A 19073-nucleotide genomic window follows, 5' to 3' on the forward strand; every position below is an offset into this window, starting at 1 on the left:
GACCAAGTGCTTTATTTGGTCTCTTTTTTCCTTCCCTTTGCCATTTTTCAAAAAATATGCTAGACTGTAGGTAGAATATTACGATGTTTGGGACATGCCATCGCTAAAAAAAACCTCTACTTGGTATTTTTTAGCTCCCTCATGGGAGCTTTTTGCGTGCTCTGAACATTTCGCATTTTGGAAGGAGTACTATGAAACGTCAATCAGCCTTGGTCGTCTTTAGTGGCGGTCAAGATTCTACAACCTGCCTCTTTTGGGCTAAAGAACACTATGAAACAGTCGAAGCTGTCACCTTTGCCTACGGTCAACGTCATCATCTCGAAATTCAAGTTGCCCAAGAAATCGCTAAGGAACAAGGCATTCGTCATCACATCCTAGATATGTCTCTACTGGGTCAAATCACTGAAAATGCCCTGACCTCTGATATGGAGATTGAGCAAAAAGAGGGAGAGGTTCCCAATACTTTTGTTGACGGTCGCAACCACCTCTTTCTGTCCTTTGCGGCAGTTCTTGCAAAACAACGAGGCATTAAAGATATCGTGACAGGTGTCTGCGAAACAGACTTCTCTGGCTACCCCGATTGTCGAGATGTCTTTGTCAAATCTCTTAATGTCACCCTCAACCTTGCTATGGATTACGACTTTGTTATCCAAACGCCTCTCATGTGGCTGGACAAGGCTGAAACTTGGGAATTAGCCGACCAACTCGGTGCCTTTGACTACGTTCGCGAAAAGACCTTGACCTGCTACAATGGGATTATCGGAAGCGGCTGTGGGGATTGCCCAGCCTGCCACCTACGTCAGCATGGTCTAGATGTTTATCTCTCACAGAAAGGAGAGGACTAATGTTTTTTGCACCCAAAGAAATCAAACAGGAAACTGGGGAATCTCTGGTCTACAATCCTCACAGAACCTTGGTATCAAAAGAATTTACCTTCGATGCTGCTCACCACCTCTTTCACTATGAAGGGAAATGCAAATCCCTGCACGGCCACACTTATCATCTGCAGATTGCTGTCAGTGGATTTTTAGATGAACGGGGCATGACCTACGATTTCGGAGACATCAAAGCGATCTACAAGAACTACTTAGAGCCTCACTTGGATCATCGCTATCTCAATGAAACCCTGCCTTATATGAACACGACTGCTGAAAATATGGTTTACTGGATTTTTCAAACCATGAGTCAAGAGTTGCCCGACGAGCGCGGTCTCCGTTTGGAATATGTTCGTCTCTATGAGACTCCGACTGCCTTTGCGGAATTTAGACGGGAGTGGTTAGATGACTAGGGAACGTGTCCTCAAACTACCAGTTCTGGAAATTTTTGGCCCTACCTTTCAAGGTGAAGGTCGTGCTATTGGGCAGAAAACCATGTTTGTCCGCACTGCTGGTTGCGACTACCACTGCGACTGGTGCGACTCTGCCTTTACTTGGGATGGCTCTGAAAAACCTACTCGCATGACTGCTGACGAGGTCATTGCTGCCTTGGATAAATTGGGGAGCTACGACTACGTTACCTTGTCTGGCGGAAATCCCGCTATCCTAGCAGCCAACATGGCTCAACTGGTCACTAAGCTCAAGGAACGCGGTGTCACTCTGGCTGTTGAGACTCAAGGCTCTCGCTGGCAAAATTGGTTAAAAGACATCGACCAGGTCACTCTCAGCCCCAAACCTCCTTCATCCAAAATGGAAGTCAACTTTGAGACCTTGGATTTTATCGTTTCCCAACTGGACCCAGACAAGGTCACCTTTAAAATCCCTGTCTTTGATGACGCAGATTTGGCATTTGCAAAAGGGATTCAAGAACGCTACCAACCTGATGTTCTCTTCTTATCAGCAGGAAATCCTGAGCCCAAGGCTACAGGAAATATTGTCCAAGACCAACTGGACCGTCTCAAAGAACTCTGGGAACGCATCGCTGCTGACGATAGTTGGGGCAATGTCCGCGTCCTTCCTCAACTGCATACCCTCCTCTACGATAATCAACGTGGTGTTTAAGATTAGAAAGAAAAAATCATGTCACAACAAGAAGAAATGAAAAACCTAAGCCTACTAGGCAACAAAGAAATCAACTACATTTTTGACTATCAACCCGAAGTCCTCGAATCCTTTGACAATCGTCATGTGGAAAATGACTATTTTATCAAATTTAACTGTCCTGAATTTACCTCACTGTGTCCAATCACTGCTCAGCCAGACTTTGCAACTATCTATATTTCCTACATCCCTGACAAGCTCTGTGTTGAGTCAAAATCCCTCAAACTATACCTCTTTAGCTACCGAAACCACGGAGATTTCCACGAAAACTGTATCAACACCATCGGGAAAGACTTGGTCAACTTGCTAGATCCTCGCTATTTAGAGGTCTGGGGAAAATTCACTCCGCGCGGCGGCATTTCAATCGACCCTTACTTCAACTATGGTAAACCTGGAACTAAGTATGAAGGCTTGGCAGAACAACGCCTCTTCCAACACGACCTTTATCCAGAGAAAATTGACAACCGTTAAACTCATACTCAATGAAAATCAAAAAGCAAACTAGAAAGCTAGCCGCAAGTTGCTCAAAGCACTGCTTTGAAGTTGTAGATAAGACTGACGAAGTCAGCTCAAAACACTGTTTTGAGGTTGCAGATAAAACTGACGTGGTTTGAAGAGATTTTCGAAGAGTATCATACGAAAAAGCCCTGTTCCTCGAGATGAGGAGCAAGGCTTTTTGAGTTTCAATTATTCTTCTGTTCCAAGGAAGTTTTTCGCAACGAGGGCTGCAAGAACTCCACCAACGATTGGCGCAAGGATGAAAATCCAAACTTGTTGAAGGGCTGCGCCACCTAGCAAAACAGCTGGTGCCAAGCTACGAGCTGGATTTACTGAAAGCCCAGTAATGTTCAATCCAACAAGAATCATAGCCATCAATGACAAACCGATTACCAAACCAGCAATCGCGCCATTTCCTTTACTTTCTGAAGTAACAGTCATGATAACCAAAACAAACAAGAAGGTTGCGATGACTTCAAACAAGAATCCACCAAAGATAGTGACACCGTTTGCCAAAGCATTTTCACCAAGACTAGCAGTTGACATCCCTGAGTTCGCCAAGAGGAAGAATACCGCAGCTGACGCAAGGAAAGCTCCAACTACTTGCCCAAGGATGTAGTTGACAAGGTCTTTTGATGACAAACGTTTGTTAACAAACATAGCAATCGAAACCGCTGGGTTCAAGTGAGCACCTGAAATAGTTCCGATTGAGTAGGCTGCAACCACGATGGCTAAACCAAAGGCAAAGGCGATTCCAAGGTGACCTAGGCCATCAAGACCATTTCCAAAAACAACAGCTCCTGTTCCGACGAACACAAGCATGAAAGTACCGATTAACTCAGCGACAAATTTTTTCATTTTCTTTCTCCTTTTTTAAAAACTAAATACCAGTCTATCAAAAGTAGGAAAGGGTTTCAAGAAAATTGTTTGGAAATTTTCGGGATAAAATTCTATAAAGACGGTAGTGTTTATTTGAAACATTTTTTTCAAAGGTGTATACTAATAGCGTAGTTTTGATAGGGTTTACAAAACCCATTATCGAAGCTTATTTGTAAACCTTTGCTGTTCTTTTATGAACGTTTGAATGGTATCGTGAATACCAAGGAGGAATCATATGTCTAAAGTTGCTATTGTCACAGGTGCAGGTCAAGGAATCGGTTTTGCAATCGCAAAACGATTGGTTCAAGATGGCTTTAAGGTAGGAGTCTTAGACTACAATCCCGAAACAGCTGAAAAGGCTGTTGCCGAATTATCAGCTGAAAATGCCTTTGCTGTCGTGGCCGATGTTTCGAAACAGGCCGAAGTTGCACAAGCATTTCAAAAGGTTGTTGACCATTTTGGTGATTTAAATGTTGTCGTAAATAACGCTGGTGTTGCTCCAACTACTCCTCTTGATACAATTACTGAGGAACAATTTACACGCACTTTCGGTATCAACGTTGGTGGTGTCATTTGGGGTTCACAAGCTGCACAAGCGCAATTTAAAGCACTTGGCCACGGAGGTAAAATTATCAACGCAACCTCTCAAGCCGGTGTAGTCGGTAACCCAAATCTAACTGTTTATGGTGGAACAAAATTTGCTGTTCGAGGAATTACGCAAACATTAGCACGTGATCTAGCAGACTCAGGCATCACTGTTAACGCCTACGCACCAGGTATTGTGAAAACACCAATGATGTACGACATCGCTCATGAAGTTGGTAAAAATGCAGGAAAAGATGACGAGTGGGGTATGCAGACATTTGCAAAAGATATTACTCTAAAACGTCTATCTGAACCAGAAGATGTAGCTGCTGCCGTCAGCTTCCTTGCAGGACCAGATTCAAACTACATTACAGGACAAACCATTATCGTAGATGGTGGTATGCAATTCCATTAAGATATAGGAAAAGAGGTTGGAAAATGATTCAACCTCTTTTATTAGTTTTCATTATTAGTTAGGAGGATACAATAGAAACTCTCTCAATAGGCAATATTAGCTTATCCCTAGTATTGAAAAGACTGGATAGCTTCTTTCAAGTCATCTTGTAAACTATTTCTCTGGTCAAGTTGGACATAGACTTCCAACAGACAGGACTTAAAGTTGGAAAATTTGTAAAAATCCTCCCTTTCTTCTATCGGAAAATCAACAGTTTTTATCCAAGAAGCTACTTTCTCTTGCTCCAACTTCCCTTGTAAAATAGGTTCATAGATCACTCTCGCTAAACGCCAATCCTCATCATCTGTAAAACGAATCGAAATTCTTTTAAATAGTTGACCAAGTATGTCAAATACTTCATGAACCCTGTTTTTAGGAAAGTCTGGATGACAAACTACCTCTGTCAGTAAATCGGCTCCATGTGCAAAAGAGTGAACCCAACCATACTGACTTGAAAAACCCGTTGTATCCTTTTCTTTTAAAAGATAGTACAAGCCTTGATTTAAAAGGACATTGCGAATTTCTGCTTTTAATCCCTGATAAAAAACCGATTGCTGGTTGGCATCCGCCGACAAGAGATTTGCATAAACAAGTGCCCTAAAAGAACGTTCAAGGGTTGACAGACCTACCTTATCAATCTCTTTATCTAGCCCTCCATCAGATAAAATTTCCTCAGCAATGAAATGAAATTGTTCCTGTGAAAACAACTCTTCCTGAATCCCCCTAGCAAAGCTTGTAAAAACAAGGTCATCGCGAATTTCTGGAGAAGGATCTCCCAAATGGTCAAGCAACCACTGGATTTCTTCATCATGATAACTTGGTTTTTCTTCTGCTATTTTTCTAAGTAACTTTTGATACATGGTCAATACTTCTACATTTCTAGCAACTTGATATAATCTAGACCCCATTTCTCGACAGCATCTAAAACAACTCTGAATTCCTGCCCCATTTCAGTTAAGCTGTACTCAACTCGTGGTGGAACTTCGGCATAGACCTTTCGTTGAACAATCTTATCCTTTTCTAATTGACGGAGATGACGGGTCAAAATAGTTTGAGTAATCCCAGGCAATAATCTCTGCAATTCTTTAAATCGTTTGGTACCCGTACTCAACTGATAAATGATTACCAGTGCCCATTTCCCCGTTAAAACCCTCTGCGTTGTTGCAAATGGACAAATACCGTACTCACTCACTTTATTTGGCATAAAATATCTTCTTTCTATTTTTTAAAAAAAATTTATCTTTTAGTATCAATAATAGTACTACTTTTGATACTAGCTATCGAAAAAGTGTCTACTTGTTTTTTTGTTTGTAACTGTTACAATTATATCATAAAAAAGAAATGGAGAATAGATATGTCAACAAACTTAGAAATTTTCAACGCTTATAACCAAGCTTTAATTGCCGGTGACTTTCCTGGTGTCTTTGAAACGATGGCAGACGATATTGTCTGGCATCAACCTGGTACTCATAGTATATCTGGTACAGTTGTTGGTAAGGACAAGCTAGGAACTCACCTAGCTACATTTGCTGAGAAAACTAATGGAACCTTTAAGGTGATAACAAATTGGGTTTCTGACAATAAGGATTTAATAGCAGCTAATGTTACTTTTCTTGGAACACGGGCTGATGGTACTGAACTCAATATGAACGGGATTGACCTCTTCCGTATTGAAGACGGAAAAATCAAAGAAGTTTGGCTCTTCTCTTCAGATCAAGCTGAAGAAGATAGCTTTTGGGGATAATTTAAGAGGCTAGGACAAAAAATTTTGATTTTAGGAATTCTTTATTATAAATTTTTAAAATCGATAGATTAGAAAAAAAGCGAACAAGACAGAATTCTGAGTGTCAGATAACTCGTTTTGTTCGCTTTTTATATTTAAGGTTAGACTTTTGTCCCAGACTCTTTTAATTTACTCTCCCAACTGGGCACTGTAGGCGATGATCTGATCAACTGTGTCAGACAAGAATTGGATGGTATCACGGAGTGGTTTATCTGTTGAAATATCAGCACCGATAATCATAGCTGACTCAAGTGGTGTCTTGCTACCACCTGATTTGAGGAGATTGAGCCAATCTTCAGCTCCAGTTTCTGAATGTTTCAGATGAAGGTAACCCGCAGTCGAGATGACTAGTCCTGCTGAGTAAGTGTAACTATACAAGCCCATGTAGTAGTGAGCTTGGCGCATCCAAGTCAAAGCTGCATCATCGTCGATTTCAATGGCATCTCCCCAGAAGTCTGTCAAGACTTCCTTCATAATGCTGTTAAGTTTGCTTGCCCCGAAGGTCTCCCCTTCTTCAATCAGTGTATACACCTTACGCTGGAAGGCTGCTTCCAAAAGGTGGGTGATAAAGTTATGGAAGTAGGTGTCTGTCAAACGGTGAGCAAGGGCGAAACGTTTTTGACGAGGGTCGTCAGACTGGTGCTCCAAGTAGTCACTGAGGAGCAATTCATTGAAAGTTGACGGCGCTTCAACATAGTAGGTCGACATGTGGGCGTTGAAGTAGCTCTGGTGATTATCTGAAAAGATGAATTGACCAGAATGCCCGATTTCATGAATCAAGGTATAGACATCACTCAAACGACCTGTCCAGCTCATGAGGACATAAGGGTGCACGCGATATGGATCCGCCGCATAACCTCCGGAATCCTTGCCACTATTAGCAGCAAAGTCCACCCAGCTCTCTTCTTGATAGCGAGCAACTTCCTGACAATATTCTTGCCCCAAAGGTTCTACTGACTTCATGACTAAATCATAGGCATCATCAATAGTCACTTCAGGATTAAGGGCGCTATCCAAGTCCAATTTCCAGTCTGCAAAAGTCATCTTTTCAAGACCATTAACCTTTGCAACATGCTTGAGGTATCTCTGAGCGACTGGCGCAAAATCCTTCATGATGAGGTTAATCTGGCGGTCAAACATGGCACGGTCCACTTCTTGTTCAGCTAGAAGATAGTCAAAAACAGAGTCGTAGCCCTTCATATCTGCCAATAGTTTTTCAGACTTAACCTGAGCTAGATAGGCTGCAGCAGCCGTATTTTGGTGCTTACGAAGTCCCTCTGAGAAGGAACGGAAGGATTTCTCACGAACCTCAGCATCCTCATGGTTTTGGTAGAAATTCTCATAGGTCACAAAGCTGTTTTTGTAGGTCTTGCCATGAGCTTCAAAGTCAGCCATTTCGAAATCCCCAGCTCGCATCTTAGTGTAAATATCCTGTGGACTGTAGAAAACTTCACCAAGATTGGTCAAGGCTTTTTCCACATCAGCCCCTAGATAGTGGGCTTTTTTGATTTTTGCCTGACGAATGGCTGCCGTCAAGTGAGGCAATTTACCCAAACGGTCCAAGACTTCCTCATCAGCTTCCACCAAGGCATCGTCAAAGAAGGTCAAGGCTACACTGGCATCTGTTTCAAATTCCATCCCAGCTTGAGCAATGTTGGCAAATTCGTCATTGCTATAATCTGTCGTCTGCGGCATAAAACCATAGTTGCCAATATGGCTCATCTGAATGTAGATTTGTTCCAATTCCGCAAAGGCCTTCTCGAAATCCTCAAAAGTATGAAGATTGCCCTTGTAATCACGACTAAATTGGTTGATGTCTTCACGAGCCTTCTCGATTGCACGCAAGAAATCCTCACGGTCTTGGTATAGGGCTGTTAAATCCCAAAGTTCCTTCTCTGGAAATTCTGAGCGGTATTTTTGTTCCATTTTCTTCCTCTTATTTCTCTAATTCTAATAAAACACTAAGGGCTGATAAAGCGTAAAGTGGTGCTGTTTCTGCTCGTAGAATACGAGGGCCAAGACCTGCCAAGATTGCTCCCTTAGTTTCAAAACTTTCGATTTCTGCAGGTGACAGGCCACCTTCTGGACCAAAGATAAAGAGCAGTTTGGCTCCTTTTTCAAGACCAGAGACCGCTTGTAAGAGCGCAGCGGCTTCACCTTCTTTGGCCGACTCTTCATAAGCCACTACGATGCGGTCAAACTGGTCAAGTTGGGCTAGAAAATCTGCTTTCTTCTCAAAAAGCTGAATACTTGGGACCAGATTACGCTTGCTTTGTTCTGCTGCTCCGAGGGCGATTTTTTCTAGTTTTTCAACCTTTTTGCCCAATTTCTTGCCATCCCACTTGGCAACTGACCAGTCGGCAGGGAAGCCCCAGATTTGGCTAGCACCCAGTTCCGTCACTTTTTGAATGATAAACTCCAGCTTGTCTCCCTTGGGAAAGCCGGATGCGATGGTCACTTGGATTGGTAGTTCCACATTGTCATCTAGTTCTTCTACCAATTCAAACTGACGGGCTTCCACATCCAGCACACGCGCCAAGCGCTTAATTCCATCATCAAAGACCAAAGTAACCTCATCATCTTCTTTCAAGCGCATAACCTGAAACATATGCTTGCTGGTTTCCTTGTCCTCGATGGTGACAGGAGAGATTGCACTCCCCTTGACAAAATACTGCTGCATGCTAGCCTCCAATCACACCAGAGATATCCTTGGTTTTCTTAAAGACACAGGCATTCCATTCCCCTTGAATCATGTGGGTTTCAAGGAAAAATCCAGCTGACTCAGCCGACTCGCGCACCATATCCCACTTGTCCTTGATAATCCCACTCATGATGAGATAGCCTTCATCCTTGACCAAGCGATAAGCATCCTGTGTCAAATGAATGAGGATATCCGCCAAGATATTAGCTACAATCACATCTGCCTCAATCTCAACACCCTTAAGCAAGTCTCCAGCAGCAACGTGGATATTTTCCATTCCAGGGTTAAGTTCAATATTTTCCTGAGCGACACGAACCGCTACATCATCCAGGTCATAGGCGAAAATTTCCTTGGCACCAAGAAGCGAGCTAGCAATGGAGAGGACCCCTGATCCTGTCCCCACATCCAGCACCGTTTCACCACCACGAAGGACCTGCTCCAAGGCAAAAAGGCTCATCTTAGTAGTTGGATGCGTCCCAGTTCCAAAGGCCATACCAGGATCCAGCTTGATAATCTTTTCTCCCGCAGTCGCCTCATAGTCTGTCCAAGACGGCACGATGGTCAAGTCATGAGTAATTCGAGCTGGTTCGTAGTATTTCTTCCAGTTGTCTGCCCAGTCTTCCTCAGCCAAGGCAGTCGTCCCCATCTTGACCTCACCCAAATCCATAAAATCTGTCAATTCTGCTAAGCGAGCCTGCAAATCTGCCTCAACCACTGCTACATCCACCGTGTCAGGATAGTAGGCTGTCACTACGATTTCTTCTTGCTGCTCCACCTCTGGGAAAATCTCGCCGAAGCGGTCAACATTTCCTACATAGTCCATGCTATCTTCAATTGCTACCCCTTGGGCACCTAACTCAATCAAGAGATTGGAAACTAACTCCTCTCCCTCACGCTTGACTGTAACTTTTAACTCTTGCCATGTTTCCATTTTATTTTTTTTAATTACCTCTCTATTAGATCAAAAATAGTTTTACCAATAACGACAATAAGGTTGTCTCTTAATTTTTTCTCTAACTCTAAGTCTATACCACTATTCTGTATAAATTTGTCTTCTACCATTTTATATAAACGCTTCACCCTAGTGGGATTCCCTGGATCAAAATGAGGTACATAATTGTAAATTATGACAGGAACAGAACCGCTGATTGATCGTTCAGCGATCTGACTCCAGATATACCTATCAGTCTCTCCCAAAGAAACCCCATAGAGAATAATGATATCAGAGTTTTTTATTATATCACCGTTTTTAACATCCATATTTTCTCTATAGCTCTTCAAAACCAAATTTTTTATTAAGGATTCTTTTTGTTCTTCATCAAAACTATTTGAAATCTGTGACTCATCGCTAACTCCTAAAACAGTACAAATATCTAGAGTCCCATGTGCATAAATTGGTGGCTGAATATGAAAATTATAATTATTAGCTCGTAATTGATTCCTAAATACTTTTGCTGACCCATTATATAATTTATCGATTACATTTGTATAATTAAGAGTTAATATATTCACAATGTCGCTTTGATATAGATTCTCATTATATTTTTTATCGATAACAGGCCGATTGATTGCAGGGAGAGATTTCTTCATATCATTTAGAGTAGCTGCAAAATCAATTACATTGCCTTTCTCCAGGTTTTTTTCTTGTTGCATGCGTAGATATTCTCTTAAATCATCAACTACTTCACTAAAATCATCTATAAATTTTTCCTTCATTTCTATATTTGAGGAGATGAGGTCGCTATCTTTTGTCAATTTACCAATTGACAATTCAAAATCTGACCAATTTTCATAATCATTTACTTTATCAGAAAATAGAGACTCATAAATGAAATTTGAATATTCTTCCTCGTTCTCTTTCCTACTTATGTAAACCTTATTTTGAAATTCATAGAAATCCTTATATCTTGTTTTCAAACCATATTGCAAATCCAAACCATTTCCAACTATATAAGTAATGTTCATATCTTACCCCTCTTGTACCCCTGATATCTCGAATAATGATAATATATATACTATTCAAATTCAATTTCTTCATTTAAACTATTAAAGAGATCTACTTGAGCTTCGACTTGTAATCTATTAACTAGCCAACCTCTTAATTCAGCTTGCTGAATAAAATCTTCAATACGATTAACTCCATTTAATTCTTTTAATGTAACTACTACACCAAAACGTACTCCCTGTCCATCACTGCTTTTCAACCGTTCGATTGTTTTAATACTCATTCCCCACTGAGGATTAGATGGATTTAAAATTGCTTTAGCTCTCTTTCGAGAAGTAAACGACTCTCCAATATGCTTGACATTATCCCATTTCCTAAATATATTTCTAGCAGCGTTTTCTCTCACATATCCCGGGGTATCTTCGGCATGCTGGTTGTCTTTATTTATCGATTCGATACCGTCTGACTTTAACCTACCAAAAGTAAGCTGCATCTCAGTATTTGTATAATCAACCCCTTGATTTCTTGAGCAGTTAGGGAAATAACACATTGTTGCCTTAGCTACATATGGATAACTCTCACTAGAAATAGGTACTGGAAAATCATAATTATAGGTATCATAAGCCCTAGAGATATCTGACACAATAAATTTAATTTCATCATCAGGTGTAGATAAAATATCATCCATTTTTATTGGAACAATACCATTTCCTATCAAAGATAAATCAGTGAATGTTTTCTTATCATTCCAGGGTATTGCTGCATCAATTAGCAAAGCCTTTGCTTCTTCTCGGCTAAGCCCCATAATATGAATGAGATAGGCCATTTTCCTTGCAATAAAAGGTGCCGCAAAACTTGTTCCAGCTACACGACCTAATCCTAGAGGTTCACAAACATTTATAAAGTCACCATTTCCTCCTCCATAATATGACACATCTGGTTTAACAAAGAATGATAAAACAATACCCTCTCGTGAATATGACACTGATTGATTATTAAAATCAACAGAATTTACTATTATAGAATTAAGTGAATCAGCAGGAGCACCTATTCTTTTACGTTTCCCATTTATTACTGAAGCATTTGTCCCAGCTATGATAAAAATTACATCATTCTCAAATTGAATTTCGTCTAATAAAGCTCCCTCTGCAGAGATAAAATTTTCTCTTATCTCATCATTGGACCCTAAAGAAAGATTCCAAACCTTAATATCAGAATTCTGAGAAACAATCTCTTTTATCTGTTTTATGATTGTAAATGAATTAAATCCACTTTGTAGTGACACACCAAAATGCCTTACTCTAAAATTTCCACAACCATCATCCAGATTAGGGTTCAAATTGGCTCCATCAACGATTAAAGAAGTCACAGCTGTCCCATGCTTGTAATCTTGGCTATCTTTTCTAATATCAGGTGAGACAAAATCATGATATTCTACCCACTCATTAAAGTAAACTCTTTTGTCAAATAAGGTATCAATAACGCCAACGACTGGTTCGTTCATTGGAGATGGAAGATTTATTTTTAAATCATTATTATCTAAAGAAAAATCATCTACAGATAACTTAGAAAAATCTTCCACAATCATGGAGACAAGATAGGGAGCTTTTGATAGTAGCAATTCAATATTTTTTTCATCAAGCAAGACCGTGGTCTGATTCATAATATTAGCTTCTGAAATATCAATATTTAATTTATTCAGTAATCTAAAAATGTCTGTATGGACATCATAAAATGTCACGATAGAATTTTGAATATCAGAAACAGTAGTGTGCTCAACCCCAAAATTCTCAATAAAGCAAGAATCTCTCAAATACTGTTGAAATTTGCTTTTTGAAATACCATACTCCGAAAAATTTATAGAAGCAAACGTTGATGAATCAGAGAACATCTCACTTGTTATCGCTCTATCAAAATGTTCCTCAAAAACTTCAATTATCTTACTTAAAACGGTTATTGTTTTATTAAGAGTATCTCTAGAAATATAATGAGTAACAATATGTTTTGTCTTCTCCTCATTGAATTTTGCTCCCACAATGGTATCATTAGGGAATGGATTCCCTCCTCCTACATTGAAATAGCCATTGATACGGTTACTTTTGGCAACAATTCGATCATAGTAAATACTGATCAAAATACCATCGATAATGTTATTTTTCTCCCAATATGTTTTCGTTTCTTCTAATGAAAAATGAAGATACTTCAAATGTTCCAATGTAATTATTGCTTTTTTGGGTATAGTTATTGGTCCCATACCATTATTTCTTGATTTTTGTGTAAAACTTTTTCCACGTAATGTCAATAATGTATTCATGTCAACCCTCGCTTAATTCTCGTGATACACTACTTTTAGAAACACCTGTTAAAATTTCAATTTCTCTAACTGTAAAACCTAATTCTGATAATTTAGAAATAGATAAATTTTTTCCTCTATGCAAACTTCTTAAGAGACGTTTTTGATAATCATGTGGATCTTGTGGATCACTAAATGCCAATGATGTTCGTATCATATTCCTTAAATCACCTGGATTTGGAATTGTATTAGAACTATATATAATTTTTTTAAATAATTTCAAATCTCTGGCTACATTCTTAAATTGCTTTAACAACTCATTTAAAATAATAGTAGCTACTTCTACTTTATCTTCATCAGTATAACGGTCAAAGTCAATTATGGCATCGAATCTTCTCGTAACTGCTTTATCAAGATTTTCAAAAAGATTTGTTGTTGCAATTAATACAATTTCTGGTGACAGCCTATCCAACTCCTTTAAAAAGGCAGAAGTCACTCGTCCCATCTCTCTTAAATCATTCTGATTAACCCTATCCAGTACTATGGAATCAATTTCATCAAATAGGATGATATAATTTTGTTTGAAAGGAAGATTATTGATTTCATTAAAAAGAGTTGCTAAGTTTTTGACTGTTTGCCCCAGCTTACTATCTACTAAGTGACTGAAATCTACTACAAGTAATTCCTTGCCAATAAGTCTAGCCACCTGCTTTACACTTTCAGTTTTCCCAGTACCTGGAGATCCCACAAATAAAAATTTATTTATTCCAATATGATGATTGACAGCGTTTATTATTCCTTTTAAATCATTCATAATTGAAAGAGGCAATGGGAGAGGACCAATATCTAGTTTAGCAGGAGTCAAATACTCACTAGGATTCTCTATTTGTGGCATGAATCTATCACTTTGGGACATTAACCCCATAATATATTGTGCTAATTGTGTATCACCATGTTTATTGAAGTTCCGAGCAATTGCTATGGATTGATTTCTAAATTCTGTCTCTCTGCCCTCGTAATGATACTTTATTAAATCAAGAACATCTGATTTTTTCATGATTCATTCCTCCTTACAAAAATAATACTATATTTTTGGGACAAAATCAACTGTTTTGGGACAAAATTAAAAGAATAACCTTGAAAGGATATTCTTTTAATGCAATACTATATCAGATTTTCCCTGACACTCTTTCCACCACCTGGCAGTTCCCACATATTGGGCCATGGGATATTTTCCTTGTCATCACGCAAAATGGTCAAAATTCTATCATCACAAAAGAGGGCAATTTTGCAACCTGTAAAATCAGAAATTTCTATTTCTATATCAGCTTCCTTTGTCTAATTCTTTTTCCAGCTCTGCTAACCAGTTTTCATAATAAGGAGATATAATGATATACAATAACATGACAATATAAATCAATGATTTAGTCAAGATGTTTACCTGTTGGCTCTATATTTCATATCACTAAGCCATCTGTTTATTTCTTTTTTACAGACATCAAAAATTTTATCTTCAAGGCCTTTATTATCTTTTTCGAAACACCCTTCCCACAAATTTTCATCTTCTACTTCATAAACTAGGATATTTTGATCACTCAATTCTTCTTTAAACTCTGTTAGATAATCCGGTTTGTGAGAATGTAAACCAATATAACCTAGATATGGATATAGTATAATCTCATCAAAATCAGTTACAGTTACAATAATACCATTTCGTAACGGCTTGTGAGTTAGGGCAGCACTCTCTGAATGATCGTAAGGATAGAATAAAATAACACCAACCACATTCTCTCTTTTTACGATAGCTCGTGCATCTTCAACACCTTGAGAAGGATCGTAAAATTCCTCTGCAAAACGACAGCTTATTCCATCGGATAAAACTTTCTTTCTTGGTTCAGATAGTTGCAACAAGATATTTCTGAAGTTTTTATCATCAATCCCCAATTCTTTTAGATAATCTGAAAATTCTATACTAAAGTTGTAAAAAATCTGAGTTTGAGAATCTATATGATTAATTTTAAAAAAAAATGTCTCGTCGGAAAGTATCGTTGGTTTTGAAGCTAGTTGTCGCAAAAATTTGCCAATATCATGTTGTTTAAATTTAAACTCCGTCAATGCTTTAGTATGTCTATACCTGCTTCGCTCATCTTCGAGAATAAAAAAGTAATTAAAAGATTGTGTCGTTAATTGATCTATTATTTTTCGCAGAATAAACTTAACTTTTAAAGAATGCAAATCATTATTTTTTAAAAAATTATTCTCAAACTGTTCATATTCTTCTTTAGATAACTCCCCGACAAAATCCAATAAATCAATTAATTCCCAATAAAATTTCAATATCATCGGCTTATAAAGTTGATTTGTATCTCTATAAAGAGTCGAATTCATAAACTTGTACAGTTCAAATCCCTTAGAAAAATAAGTTCTTCCCTCATATTTTCTACCATAATTTAACTCCCTATTATTCATTTTATTCACAAAATAGGAATCTAGAATATTAATAAAATTATAACTTAGGGGTAGACCTTTATTATTAATCCTGTGAATATAATCTAAAATACCTAAATCAGGAACAACAATGATATTAGGCTCAGAAATATAATCTGATTTTTCCAATAAAGATATTGCAGTGGATATATCTGTAATTAGCAATGTCGAAACATTACAATCAAAGAATAACCTTTTATTTTTATCAATCATATCAATAATCGTAGCTGTGTTACATTTATCTAATTCATCTATAGAAAAAGTAATATTAAAGTATTCAGACATGTTTTTTAAAAGTCGTAGTAGCTGACGCTCTTTTAATTCCTCAGTAACAATACTTTTTAACTCCCGAGACAACTCTTCATTATTACTTGAAGAAATTTTCCCTCTTAATTGTAATCCCGATTTTATTATTCCTATATCAGCATTTAAATCAATAGATGACTCGGCTGATATATCTGAAGTAGTTGATTCTAAATATCTTTTTGTATTTGTTATTTCTACATCAAAATATTGCAGTTGTTGTCGAGAAATAAACAAGAATTCCTCTAATTTTATCAACTCGACCGATTTTCTTCCAAAATACTCAACCTTTTGATACAGTTCGTCAAAGTTTTTTCGAAAATTTGAAATATCTACTATATTTTTTTGAAACAGAGGAAACTTACTGTTTTGGAGTTTATTCTGTTTATTTAAAAGATTAAACTGTTCAAATAAATTACTAGTTTGATTTGACAACTCGTTACATAAATTATAAATATTTGAAGTAATCTCGAATATTTCCTCAATTTTTTTCAGTCTTCTACGTATTGTTGAAAAATTTTTTCTTATTTGATTTTCTTCTAACCTATCGTACTTTTTTTCTTTTTCCTCAGCATTATACTCTAGAGTCAGATAATACCTGCCATCATTATAAACATAATCATCAATATCATGTTCAATATCGCTCATTCTTCTAGTAATAGCGTTAGGGATTTGCATCAAAATTTCTCTATGAAAATCTTTATTGCCACTAAAAAAAGATACATTTACTACAAGAATTTCTTTGTTATCTTTAGCACCTCTATGATTTTTAACAAATTCCAAAGAAATATTTTTCAGACTTGATTTTCCTGATCCTCTGTTACCACATAAGACAAAAAGCCCTTTCTCTTCTCTGTATATAGCCTGCAACTGCTCTACTATTTCTCGTTCTGTAGGCAATAATGAAAAATAGTCTCTAGCATCTCGGCTATAAGCACCAATATATTTTTTTCCCGCTATCAAGATTTACCTCCCTTTACATTTACTCAAATCAAGCTTGTCTTCTTCCTAGTATCTCGGATAAGGATAAAACTCTCCCTCTTCCAAGCCCACTTTTCCTTCTTCAAAGACTTCTTGGTTCCATTCCATGACAAATTCTTCTGCTTCTGGGTCTTCCAAAAAGTCCATAAGGGCATCTAGTCCAACCTCGGCAGTATCTTTAAGGAATAGCGCAAAATAAGCTAAAAATTCACGAGAAAATCCTTTTTTAGGTAGGTAAGGAATGACCGTCAAATAGTCTTCTGCATTGACTGTTGATTTGGCAGGATTGTAAAAAAGCACTGCTTCTTCAAAGAGGATATCGTCTGATGAAACCTCTCCGTCCTCGTCCACCATCTCCACACCTGCAGCATTTTGCGCTTCCAATAGAAAACTCACTTCAACCGCATGGTTACGCTTGTCCCAACTAATCTCAAAGTCAAAGGGAAAGTTCTTCTCCAACTCTTCCTCTAAAACATCTAAAAATCCGTATGTTGCCATTTGGTCCTCTTTCTATGCGACTCTTCAATCGCCCCGATTGCTCGGAAATATGCTAAAATAGATACTACCATCTTACCACATATACATCAGAAAATCCACGTTAGAAAGGACTGCTATGCCAGACAATCTCGCGCTTCGCATGCGCCCTAAAACCATCGACCAGGTCATCGGTCAGGAGCATCTGGTCGGACCTGGAAAAATCATCCGTCGCATGGTGGAAGCCAATCGCCTGTCCTCCATGATTCTCTACGGACCTCCTGGAATCGGCAAGACCAGTATTGCCTCTGCCATCGCTGGGACGACCAAGTATGCCTTTCGAACTTTCAATGCGACAGTTGATAGTAAAAAGCGACTTCAAGAAATCGCTGAAGAGGCTAAATTCTCTGGTGGATTGGTCCTACTACTGGACGAGATTCACCGACTAGATAAAACCAAGCAAGACTTTCTCCTACCACTCTTGGAAAGTGGTCTGGTCATCATGATTGGGGCGACGACTGAAAATCCTTTCTTTTCTGTCACTCCAGCCATTCGTAGCCGTGTTCAGATTTTTGAGTTAGAACCCTTGTCCAATCAAGATGTCAAAGGAGCGATTCAGATAGCTCTATCTGACCCTGAACGTGGCTTTGATTTCCCAGTTGAGCTAGATGAGGATACGCTGGATTTCATCGCAACCTCTACAAATGGAGACCTGCGTTCTGCCTTTAACTCGCTGGATCTGGCTGTTCTCTCTACTCCCGAAAATGACAAGGGCATCCGCCATATCACACTGGATATCATGGAAAACAGCCTGCAGAGGAGTTACATTACCATGGATAAGGATGGGGACGGTCACTACGATGTCCTCTCAGCCCTGCAAAAGTCTATCCGTGGCTCGGACGTTGATGCCAGTCTCCACTATGCTGCCCGCTTGATTGAGGCTGGGGATCTGCCAAGTCTCGCTCGTCGCTTGACCGTTATCGCCTATGAAGATATCGGTTTGGCCAACCCTGAAGCCCAGATTCATACCGTGACTGCTCTGGATGCTGCCCAGAAGATTGGGTTCCCAGAAGCCCGCATTCTCATTGCCAATGTCGTGATTGATTTGGCCCTTTCTCCAAAATCCAACTCAGCCTATGTAGCTATGGATAAGGCACTTGCTGACCTCAAAACATCAGGGCACTTGCCTATTCCGCGACACCTGCGTGATGGACACTACAGCGGAAGCAAGGAACTAGGGAATGCCCAAGACTATCTCTATCCACACAACTATCCTGGAAATTGGGTCAAGCAAGACTATCTACCAGAAAAAATTCGTAATCATCACTATTTCCAAGCAGAAGATACTGGTAAATATGAACGGGCTTTGGCTCAAAGAAAGGAAGCTATCGACCGTTTGCGAAAAATCTGAAATCCTTTTCAAAAAATTGCACTTTCCTCTTGATTTTTTTTGAAAAAGTGGTATTATATAAACATAGAAACGCTGTGGTGTACGACTTCACACTTAAGTGTTGACCGACTATTTTTTGTATTATTAGGGAAACAAAAGTCTTCTAACAGCATGTAGGCCGTCTCACACGGAAACAGCTTCAGTTAGAGCGAGTTGCCCACCTGCTTAATTGCGCGGGTTCAATACAAACCGTGAAGTTTCGGC

At 38.8% G+C, this 19073-nt stretch carries 18 protein-coding genes and 1 pseudogene; 7 read left to right on the forward strand and 12 right to left on the reverse strand.

What is annotated here, in order from left to right; all coding sequences use genetic code 11:
* The first annotated feature begins 191 nt into the window (after positions 1 to 191).
* Genes queC through queF form a run of 4 tightly spaced genes read left to right on the forward strand, consistent with a single transcriptional unit; the run spans position 192 to position 2507 of the window.
* Complete coding sequence (gene queC / locus N8M20_RS02845) at positions 192 to 845, forward strand: 7-cyano-7-deazaguanine synthase QueC (protein WP_247952679.1); 654 nt, start codon at positions 192 to 194, stop codon at positions 843 to 845.
* The gene (gene queD / locus N8M20_RS02850; RefSeq protein ID WP_000464575.1) at positions 845 to 1288 is read left to right on the forward strand and encodes a 6-carboxytetrahydropterin synthase QueD; all 444 of its coding nucleotides are present in this window, start codon (positions 845 to 847) and stop codon (positions 1286 to 1288) included. Before queC ends, queD begins: the two co-directional genes overlap by 1 nt.
* Positions 1281 to 1997: a 7-carboxy-7-deazaguanine synthase QueE gene (gene queE, locus N8M20_RS02855; protein ID WP_261079005.1), complete on the forward strand. Its 717-nt coding sequence runs from the start codon at positions 1281 to 1283 to the stop codon at positions 1995 to 1997. The genes queD and queE overlap by 8 nt, the downstream gene beginning before the upstream one ends.
* A gap of 18 nt (positions 1998 to 2015) precedes the next feature.
* On the forward strand, positions 2016 to 2507 hold the full coding sequence (queF, locus tag N8M20_RS02860; RefSeq protein WP_261079006.1) for a preQ(1) synthase: 492 nt from the start codon (positions 2016 to 2018) through the stop codon (positions 2505 to 2507).
* Between the two features lie 216 nt (positions 2508 to 2723).
* On the opposite strand, the gene N8M20_RS02865 is transcribed toward queF, so the two are convergent.
* Positions 2724 to 3392, reverse strand: coding sequence for an MIP/aquaporin family protein (locus tag N8M20_RS02865; RefSeq protein WP_261079007.1), 669 nt, complete (start codon positions 3390 to 3392; stop codon positions 2724 to 2726).
* A 256-nt stretch (positions 3393 to 3648) separates the two neighbouring features.
* On the opposite strand from N8M20_RS02865, the gene N8M20_RS02870 reads away from it, so the two are divergent.
* Positions 3649 to 4413, forward strand: a complete 765-nt coding sequence (locus N8M20_RS02870; protein WP_000048147.1) for a (S)-acetoin forming diacetyl reductase — start codon at positions 3649 to 3651, stop codon at positions 4411 to 4413.
* 107 nt (positions 4414 to 4520) lie between these two features.
* Here N8M20_RS02870 and N8M20_RS02875 read toward each other — a convergent pair whose 3' ends face one another.
* Both N8M20_RS02875 and N8M20_RS02880 read right to left on the reverse strand, forming a co-directional pair.
* Positions 4521 to 5312, reverse strand: a complete 792-nt coding sequence (locus tag N8M20_RS02875) for a DUF2785 domain-containing protein (protein WP_261079047.1) — start codon at positions 5310 to 5312, stop codon at positions 4521 to 4523.
* Positions 5313 to 5323: 11 nt separating this feature from the next.
* Positions 5324 to 5656 carry a winged helix-turn-helix transcriptional regulator gene (locus N8M20_RS02880; protein WP_001133064.1) on the reverse strand — a complete coding sequence of 111 codons (333 nt, stop codon included), beginning with the start codon at positions 5654 to 5656 and terminating at the stop codon, positions 5324 to 5326.
* Between the two features lie 150 nt (positions 5657 to 5806).
* Between N8M20_RS02880 and N8M20_RS02885 the strand changes: the two genes are divergently transcribed.
* On the forward strand, positions 5807 to 6196 hold the full coding sequence (locus N8M20_RS02885; protein ID WP_049530023.1) for a nuclear transport factor 2 family protein: 390 nt from the start codon (positions 5807 to 5809) through the stop codon (positions 6194 to 6196).
* A 168-nt stretch (positions 6197 to 6364) separates the two neighbouring features.
* Here N8M20_RS02885 and pepF read toward each other — a convergent pair whose 3' ends face one another.
* The 9 genes and pseudogenes from pepF to N8M20_RS02925 form a co-directional block, all read right to left on the reverse strand.
* On the reverse strand, positions 6365 to 8161 hold the full coding sequence (gene pepF / locus N8M20_RS02890; protein WP_261079008.1) for an oligoendopeptidase F: 1797 nt from the start codon (positions 8159 to 8161) through the stop codon (positions 6365 to 6367).
* A 10-nt stretch (positions 8162 to 8171) separates the two neighbouring features.
* The gene (locus N8M20_RS02895; RefSeq protein WP_261079009.1) at positions 8172 to 8915 is read right to left on the reverse strand and encodes a 16S rRNA (uracil(1498)-N(3))-methyltransferase; all 744 of its coding nucleotides are present in this window, start codon (positions 8913 to 8915) and stop codon (positions 8172 to 8174) included.
* 1 nt (position 8916) lies between these two features.
* Positions 8917 to 9867 carry a 50S ribosomal protein L11 methyltransferase gene (gene prmA, locus N8M20_RS02900; protein ID WP_120718574.1) on the reverse strand — a complete coding sequence of 317 codons (951 nt, stop codon included), beginning with the start codon at positions 9865 to 9867 and terminating at the stop codon, positions 8917 to 8919.
* 14 nt (positions 9868 to 9881) lie between these two features.
* The gene (locus N8M20_RS02905; RefSeq protein WP_261079010.1) at positions 9882 to 10901 is read right to left on the reverse strand and encodes a bacteriophage abortive infection AbiH family protein; all 1020 of its coding nucleotides are present in this window, start codon (positions 10899 to 10901) and stop codon (positions 9882 to 9884) included.
* A 50-nt stretch (positions 10902 to 10951) separates the two neighbouring features.
* Positions 10952 to 13135 (reverse strand): S8 family peptidase, encoded by a 2184-nt coding sequence (locus N8M20_RS02910; protein ID WP_261067931.1) that lies wholly within the window; start codon positions 13133 to 13135, stop codon positions 10952 to 10954.
* A 61-nt stretch (positions 13136 to 13196) separates the two neighbouring features.
* On the reverse strand, positions 13197 to 14231 hold the full coding sequence (locus N8M20_RS02915; RefSeq protein WP_261067916.1) for an ATP-binding protein: 1035 nt from the start codon (positions 14229 to 14231) through the stop codon (positions 13197 to 13199).
* A 116-nt stretch (positions 14232 to 14347) separates the two neighbouring features.
* Positions 14348 to 14497 (reverse strand): annotated as a pseudogene (locus N8M20_RS10545) (NUDIX hydrolase); the annotation flags it as partial.
* A 114-nt stretch (positions 14498 to 14611) separates the two neighbouring features.
* Complete coding sequence (locus tag N8M20_RS02920; RefSeq protein ID WP_261079011.1) at positions 14612 to 16927, reverse strand: P-loop NTPase fold protein; 2316 nt, start codon at positions 16925 to 16927, stop codon at positions 14612 to 14614.
* 45 nt (positions 16928 to 16972) lie between these two features.
* Positions 16973 to 17443: a DUF3013 family protein gene (locus N8M20_RS02925; protein ID WP_049531867.1), complete on the reverse strand. Its 471-nt coding sequence runs from the start codon at positions 17441 to 17443 to the stop codon at positions 16973 to 16975.
* Between the two features lie 115 nt (positions 17444 to 17558).
* Between N8M20_RS02925 and N8M20_RS02930 the strand changes: the two genes are divergently transcribed.
* Positions 17559 to 18830 (forward strand): replication-associated recombination protein A, encoded by a 1272-nt coding sequence (locus N8M20_RS02930; RefSeq protein WP_261079012.1) that lies wholly within the window; start codon positions 17559 to 17561, stop codon positions 18828 to 18830.
* Positions 18831 to 19073 lie beyond the last annotated feature (243 nt).

The organism is Streptococcus mitis, assembly GCF_946190275.1.
In the GTDB taxonomy this organism is placed as follows: Bacteria; Bacillota; Bacilli; order Lactobacillales; family Streptococcaceae; genus Streptococcus; species Streptococcus mitis_DC.